General features: G+C 38.7%; 2 protein-coding genes and 1 pseudogene. All 3 read right to left on the minus strand.

The genetic code is table 11. The features are described 5' to 3' along the window. Positions 1-238, minus strand: a pseudogene (locus CXF78_RS20165) (restriction endonuclease subunit R); the annotation flags it as partial. Between the two features lie 335 nt (positions 239-573). Next, positions 574-1,113 carry an N-acetyltransferase gene (locus tag CXF78_RS20170; protein WP_102037759.1) on the minus strand — a complete coding sequence of 180 codons (540 nt, stop codon included), beginning with the start codon at positions 1,111-1,113 and terminating at the stop codon, positions 574-576. Between the two features lie 233 nt (positions 1,114-1,346). Continuing rightward, positions 1,347-1,616 carry a hypothetical protein gene (locus CXF78_RS20175; RefSeq protein WP_011637465.1) on the minus strand — a complete coding sequence of 90 codons (270 nt, stop codon included), beginning with the start codon at positions 1,614-1,616 and terminating at the stop codon, positions 1,347-1,349. Positions 1,617-2,501: the final 885 nt, after the last annotated feature.

Here is a 2,501-nt window from a genome sequence, read left to right on the forward strand (position 1 = left end):
TGTTTGCTTTAGCTTCGATAACAGCCAGCGGCATACTGGGTTTGTGATACAGCACGATATCAGCAGACTTAACCGTTTTGCGCACACCCAATTGACCACGCACAATGACTTTACCGTCACGCAATTTCACTTCTTGGCGAATTTGCGACATATCATCCCATCCAGCACTTTTGATAGCTGGCATGATGTATTTTGAGTTAATATCGGTTTCGGTAAGCCTGGCTTTATTGATACTCATACGAGATCTAGATCCTTCTAGCGCGATTGCAAACGGCAATAATATTGAGTTTGCCACATAACCTTGTTAACACCAATGAATACATACAGATGCAGAACTTAAAAATGTAAAAGCGTGGTTTGCGTAAACATTACGATTGTTTGATGTTGATGAAGGATCTTAAATTGATTAGCCTTACTTTACCGCCCAAACTGATCATGTTTTTCGAGGTTTAGTGCATTTTATTTCGTATAGACAAAGCGTATCTTGACCAAATCGTGTTATTGCCTAAGCTCTAACACTCACTATTCGCATTATGATAAGTATGCTTTAGATTAACTTGTTAGCTGTTTATTTTAAATTTCACCAGCAACAGCATTCAATGCATTTTGTTCTTGTTTTCTTAGGTAATTTACTACTTTCTCTTTAAACGATAAATCAGAATAGAATTGCTTGATTAGGTATTTTGAAGGGATATCAGTCCGTTCCATTAATGGGACCGCTCGACCAGTCGCAATGACGTAAACATGAAAACCATTATAACGTGCCAACATAGGTTCAATAATATTTTTAAACAACGCATTAGCCAACAACGTAGCATAACCTTTATTACGATGCTCTATGACTGTTACAAAATGAATAATACCCAACTCTTTATAGTTCACACCTTGATGACAAGTGACTTTGTCTGCACGTGCTTCAAAGTTTTCAAAAAGACTGTACCCTACCAATTCATCATTTACATATAGTTTAATTATTTCTGCTTGAGTCCCATTTTGTAATTCCTCGTGCTTATCTAACCATTCAAAAATGTACCACATTTTCATGTTGCCCTGACCCAAGGCGAGTAATTCATTAGTACACGTTTTGACATTACAGTGTTCGAATCTAAGCATTAATAACCCATTTGAATCTTCGTAAATTAGTTAACATTGACCTGTGAACTTACTTTTATATAAGTAGAGAGCGAAATCAGCATAATAAAGACTAAGTTGGCGATTACGGGATCTAAGAGGCTCCAACACTACTCATCGAAAATGCAAATCCAACATCTTACTTTAGACTTTTCAATTAGCCCCCGATAATGTCATTTATCGGGATTAACAAAACACGAATTTATGAGCTGCTATTAATCTTCCATCCAATCCATATTCGGTAGTGCATTCAAATGCTGGCCATAACGTATTTCGTTAAAAGAGCAACCATTTTTCATGACATCGAAAACTTCGATAGCTAACGCGCAAGCCATCATTTGAATAGCTTCATCACGCGGTGTACCTGTCATGACTAAACGCATCAAGGTTTCTTTTACCTTTTTGGGCTCACCGTCGGCGATTTGATTTTCGACTACTTCAATGAGTGTTTCTTCAGTCATGTAACTGTCTTGCTGCTTATCCATTATAACGACTCTGTTAAATATTTGACGCCATTATGCCGCAAGCATAGTGCAAGCAATAGAGTAAACTCCGAAATATTCGAACGTTGCAGTCAATATCGTAACGTTAAGGTAGAGTATGATTTATCTGTGTTGATAATCTGATTGAATTTTGTGCTCCTTTACAAGCTAAGGCATCTACTCATATATGAACAGATGATTGCTAATAGCCTTCTTGTCGCCCCCAACTCCCACGTCGTCCAGGTAATACTTTTGAGCCGGGATCCAGGTGTTTTTTGTTTTGTACTTATAGCCTTTATGTATTTATGGCCTGCGGCCACTAACGTCGTGGCGCGTCGCCCACACCAGAGCAAAGGGGTAAAGCGCATTCTTGTTTATGAATCAGCCTTTGCAAACCGTCAGCATTCCGGCAACTTTTTTTGCTTTTTAACCAAACAACAGCAGCGAAAATTGCGACGGAAATTAATCCAGCTTTGGACTTCGTTTATAACCGTCTTTGGCCCCTCTGGTAATAAAGAGTGAAAATGCTAACGCTTCAGATGGGAGTCTGATGTGAATTGATTCACGAATGTCGTGGTGGCAAGGTCAATGATGTTCCCGACATCATAATGACATTCCCCATATCCATATGGGTCAGATGCCAAGGAACGACCCTTCCCCTCCAAAGCTAGCCTGACGTCCTATCAAACTTACGCATTCTTTTATAAAGAGTCTTCAACGGCCTCAGTTCAGAGTTGAGTTAAAACATTTTTAATCAAGGCATCTAGATCAGTTTTCGACATAAACGTTAGAGTTATCAAATCAATGTAGACTCAAAATATGAGAAAATGTAGCTCTAAGGTCTAACGGTCTAGCCAATATTTCTTAACCAGTTCAATAGTGTGTCTT

Source organism: Shewanella sp. 11B5, assembly GCF_002836795.1.
Lineage (GTDB): Bacteria > Pseudomonadota > Gammaproteobacteria > Enterobacterales > Shewanellaceae > Shewanella > Shewanella frigidimarina.

Excerpts from the sequence above, each read along its gene's own strand:
- CXF78_RS20170 (WP_102037759.1), bottom strand. The coding sequence starts at position 1,113 with ATGCTTAGATTCGAACACTGTAATGTCAAAACGTGTACTAATGAATTA.
- CXF78_RS20175 (WP_011637465.1), bottom strand. The coding sequence starts at position 1,616 with ATGGATAAGCAGCAAGACAGTTACATGACTGAAGAAACACTCATTGAA.